This is a genomic window from uncultured Microbacterium sp., from assembly GCF_963521645.1.
Lineage (GTDB): Bacteria > Actinomycetota > Actinomycetes > Actinomycetales > Microbacteriaceae > Microbacterium.
The window spans coordinates 1-4,493 of sequence record NZ_CAUQVQ010000133.1; the positions used below are offsets into that span (position 1 = coordinate 1).

The following is a 4,493-nucleotide window of genomic DNA, read 5'->3' on the forward strand; positions in this document are numbered from 1 at the left end:
CCCGAGACGAAACGCCTCAGAGCCGCGCCAGGACGTCGTCCACGCTCGCCCTGAACCTGGGGCACGTCGCGATGTCGTGCGCCCGGCAGCGCATCGCATGCTCGGTCATGTCGCGGGACCGGCGCATCTCCTCCATCCGGCGTTCGAGGTCGTCGAGGTGCTGCTGCAGCACCTCGTGCCGACCTGCGCTGCCGTCGTCGAGGAGCACGGCGATCTGCTCCAGGCTCATGCCTGCGGCCTTACTGCGTTGGATGACCGCGATCCGCACGACGTCGTCCTGCGCGTAGCGGCGCCTTCCCGCGGAGTCTCGGGCGGGCCGCAGGAGCCCGACCGATTCCCAATGGCGCAGGACGTTGGTGGGCACATCGAAGCGGGCGGCGACCTCGCCGACCGACCAGGAGCTCTCGGCGCTTGACTTCATGTTGACATGAAGTCACAGACTGGCAGGGAAAGCAAGCACGCCCCTCGGAAGGACTCTCATGTACGACGCGATCGTGATCGGCGCCGGCCCCGCCGGACTCCAGGCAGCCCTGACGCTCGGACGGATGCACCGGTCGACGCTGATGCTCGATTCGGGCCAGTACCGCAACGGCACCGTCCAGCACATGCACAACGTCGTCGCGAACGACGGCACTCCTCCCGCGCAGTTCCGGGCGACGGCTCGCGAGCAGCTGGCGGAGTACGCCGACGTCGAGATCCGCGACGTGGCCGCGCAGGGCGTCGCCGGGGTGGCCGGCGACTTCGTCGTGACGCTGCCGGGCGACACGTCAGCGGCGGCGCGCACCGTGATCCTTGCGACGGGAGTCGCCGACGATCTGCCGCCTGTCGACGGACTCGCGGAGCTTTGGGGCACGAAGGCCTTCGCGTGCCCCTTCTGCGACGGGCACGAGCACGCCGGGCAGCCGATCGTCGTGCTCGGCGCCGCCGCGAGGGTGGAGCACCTCATGGCGATGCTCGGGCGATTCGTGGGCGAGATCACCGCCGTGCCCGTGTCGGAGCCGTTCACACCCGAGGAGGTCGCCTCGCTCGAGCGTCACGGCGCCCGGGTGAGCCGTGCGGTGGCCGATGCGGTGCGGCAGGAGGGCGATGACGTCAGGGTGCGGACCGCGGATGCCGAACATGTCGTCGCGGGGATCTTCGTCGCATCGGGGTCGGTGCGTCAGCGCGCGCCGTTCGCCGCGCAACTGGGACTCGGGATGCTCGATTCCGGCGCGATCGAGATCGATGACTTCGGCCGCACCTCCGTGCCGGGGATCTTCGCGGCCGGCGACATCGCGCACCGCGCGTCGCTGCCCGGCCCGATGGCCGCGGTGACGCTCGCCGCCGCCGCGGGCCAGATGGCCGCTGTCGGAGCCATCCAGACGCTGATGGCCCACTGACGCCGTTCGAGTAGCGCACTTTGCAGATCTCGGGGCAGCGAATCTGCCAAGTGCGCGATTCGAAGGCGGATGCGTCAGACCGCGCCGACGTCGATCGCGCCTCCGGTCGCCGCCGGCTCTGCGTAGGCCACCTCGCGCCACACGTCGCCCACCAGCTCGAACGACGTGACGCTCGACAGCGCGCAGCGGCGGGTCCGCGGGTCGTGCTGCAGCGGGAGTCCCGCGACCCGCAGATGGGTGATCCAGATCGGCGCCTGATGCGACACCATCACCAGGTCGCCGCCGTCGACCGATCGCCAGGCTTCCGCCATCATGCCCAGCATCCGCTCCGCGATCGAGGCGTACGGCTCACCCCAGCTGGGCAGCGACGGCTGCCGCAGGTGCCACCATTTGAGCGGGTTCATCAGAGAGCGACGCATCTGCGTGCCCTCGAACACGTTGGTCGGCTCGATCAGGCGGATGTCGATCTCGGGCAGGAGGTCGAAGTGCTCGGCGAACGGCTCGGCCGACTCCTGCGCTCGCTCCAGCGGCGAGGAGTACAGCGCCGTGACCGGGCGGTCCAGTGCGGCCACATGGTCTGCTGCCGCCTGCGCCATCTGCCTCCCGGCCGCGCTCAGGTGGTAGTCGGGCAGCCGGCCGTACAGCACACGCTTCGGATTGTGGACCTCCCCGTGACGGACGAGATGCAGTCGCGATGCCACCATGTCAGATCGCGCGGTAGCGGGACTCGCCGAACCCGAGGATCAGGTACCCGATGTAGGGGAAGACGAAGAGCAGGAAGAAGGAGAACAGACCGCCCTTGCCGAACCGCTCGCCCAGCTTGATCGCGACGATGATGCCGAAGACGAAACCCACGACGGGGATCAGATACAGCAGCGCGAGCCATCCGGACATTCCGGCGATCTTGACGAGGAACACGACGTTCACGATCGGGATGATCGCGAGGATGCCGGGGTACCCCGCCTTCGCGAACACCCTCCAGAGGCCGGCCACGACGAGGATGTAGAAGACGAGCACGATGAGTCCCGTCGTCCCGGAGAAGATCGAGGCGTACAGGTCGGAGATGCCGTTGGAGTCCATGGTGACCCTTTCTGTCGTGGCGAGCCTACTGACCGATATGCCACCGGCGGAGGGCGCGACACCCGCCCACGTAGAATGGGCGGGTTCACCATCTCCCAGATCAGAAGGAATCCTCCGTGCTTCGCACCCACTCGGCAGGCTCACTGCGAGCCGAGCATATCGGTCAGACCGTCACCCTTTCGGGTTGGGTCGATCGCCGTCGTGATCACGGAGGAGTCGCGTTCATCGATCTTCGGGATGCATCCGGCATCGCCCAGGTCGTCATCCGCGACGAAGAGGTGGCGCACCCGCTGCGCAACGAGTTCGTGCTCAAGGTCACCGGCGAGGTCTCGCGTCGCCCCGAGGGCAACGCGAACCCGAACCTGCCGACCGGCGAGATCGAGCTCATCGCGACCGACGTCGAGGTGCTGAACGAGTCCGCTCCCCTGCCGTTCCAGGTGTCCACGGCCGTCGCCGACACCGAGACCGTCGGTGAAGAGGCTCGCCTCAAGTACCGCTACCTCGACCTGCGTCGCCCCGCCGCGGCATCCGCTCTGCGTCTGCGCTCGAACGTGTACAAGGCCGTCCGCGACGTGCTGCACGGCGAGGACTTCACCGAGGTCGAGACACCGACCCTCACTCGCTCCACGCCCGAGGGCGCCCGTGACTTCGTCGTGCCCGCACGCCTGCACCCGGGCAGCTGGTACGCGCTGCCCCAGTCGCCGCAGCTGTTCAAGCAGCTGCTCATGGTGGGCGGTGTCGAGAAGTACTACCAGATCGCCCGCTGCTACCGCGATGAGGACTTCCGCGCCGACCGTCAGCCGGAGTTCACGCAGCTCGACATCGAGATGAGCTTCGTCGATCAGGAAGACGTCATCGCGCTGATGGAGTCGCTGATCGTCGCGATGTGGAAGACCATCGGGGTCGATGTGCAGACGCCGCTGCCGCGCCTGACCTATGCCGACGCCATGGCGAAGTACGGCTCCGACAAGCCCGACCTCCGCTTCGGTCTCGAGCTCGTCGACGCCACCGAGTACTTCGCGAACACCCCGTTCCGCGTCTTCCAGGCCGAGTACGTCGGTGCCGTCGTCATGCCGGGTGGCGCGAGTCAGCCCCGCAAGCAGCTCGACGCGTGGCAGGACTGGGCCAAGCAGCGCGGCGCCCGCGGCCTCGCGTACGTGCTGTTCAACGAGGACGGCTCGCTCGGCGGCCCCGCCGCCAAGAACCTGTCCGAGGCCGAGCAGGCGGGTCTCGCGGAATTCGTCGGCGCCTCGGCAGGCGACTGCGTGTTCTTCGCCGCCGGGTCGACCAAGGAGAGCCGCGCGCTCCTCGGCGCCGCTCGCGTCGAGATCGGTCGTCGCCTCGGCCTGCTGAACCCCGATGAGTTCGCCTTCACGTGGGTCGTCGACGCTCCGATGTTCGAGCCCGCAGCGGATGCCGTCGCCTCGGGTGACGTGGCGGTCGGCGCGGGAGCCTGGACCGCCGTGCACCATGCGTTCACGGGGCCGAAGCCGGAGTTCCAGGACACGTTCGACACCGACCCCGGTTCGGCCCTCGCCTACGCGTACGACATCGTGTGCAACGGCTCGGAGCTCGGCGGAGGATCGATCCGCATCCACCGCGAAGACGTGCAGAAGCGCGTGTTCGAGGTCATGGGCATCAGCGACGAGGTCGCGCAGGAGCAGTTCGGCTTCCTGCTCGACGCGTTCAAGTTCGGCGCTCCCCCTCACGGCGGGATCGCACTCGGCATGGACCGCGTGCTGCAGCACCTGGCGAAGACCGAGTCGATCCGCGACGTCATCGCGTTCCCGAAGTCGGGCAACGGCTTCGACCCGCTGACGGCTGCGCCCGCGCCGATCACACCGGAGCAGCGCGCCGAGGCCGGCGTCGACTTCGAGCCCGAGGACGACGAGGCCTGACCCTCACTCTGTAGCGCCCTCTCAGTTGGCACCTGTCGTCGGAATCCCTCGCGAACTCCGACAACAGGTGCCAACTCAGTTGAGGGGCCGACCATCGATGTGGCACCTGTGGTCGGAATCCCTCACGAACTCCGAC

The 4,493-nt window shown here is 68.3% G+C and carries 5 protein-coding genes; 2 read left to right on the forward strand and 3 right to left on the reverse strand.

From position 1 onward, the window contains the following. Positions 1 to 16 precede the first annotated feature (16 nt). Positions 17 to 421, reverse strand: coding sequence for a MerR family transcriptional regulator (locus tag RWO82_RS15200; protein ID WP_314428369.1), 405 nt, complete (start codon positions 419 to 421; stop codon positions 17 to 19). Positions 422 to 479: 58 nt separating this feature from the next. Between RWO82_RS15200 and RWO82_RS15205 the strand changes: the two genes are divergently transcribed. Continuing rightward, entirely contained in the window at positions 480 to 1,379 is a 900-nt protein-coding gene (locus RWO82_RS15205) for an NAD(P)/FAD-dependent oxidoreductase (protein WP_314428370.1), read from the forward strand. A gap of 74 nt (positions 1,380 to 1,453) precedes the next feature. On the opposite strand, the gene RWO82_RS15210 is transcribed toward RWO82_RS15205, so the two are convergent. Together RWO82_RS15210 and RWO82_RS15215 are read right to left on the reverse strand one after the other, a co-directional pair. Continuing rightward, complete coding sequence (locus tag RWO82_RS15210; protein WP_314428371.1) at positions 1,454 to 2,083, reverse strand: histidine phosphatase family protein; 630 nt, start codon at positions 2,081 to 2,083, stop codon at positions 1,454 to 1,456. Position 2,084: 1 nt separating this feature from the next. Then, on the reverse strand, positions 2,085 to 2,459 hold the full coding sequence (locus RWO82_RS15215) for a DUF5684 domain-containing protein (protein ID WP_314428372.1): 375 nt from the start codon (positions 2,457 to 2,459) through the stop codon (positions 2,085 to 2,087). A gap of 116 nt (positions 2,460 to 2,575) precedes the next feature. On the opposite strand from RWO82_RS15215, the gene aspS reads away from it, so the two are divergent. After that, positions 2,576 to 4,357, forward strand: a complete 1,782-nt coding sequence (aspS, locus tag RWO82_RS15220) for an aspartate--tRNA ligase (protein ID WP_314428373.1) — start codon at positions 2,576 to 2,578, stop codon at positions 4,355 to 4,357. The last annotated feature ends 136 nt before the right edge of the window (positions 4,358 to 4,493 follow it).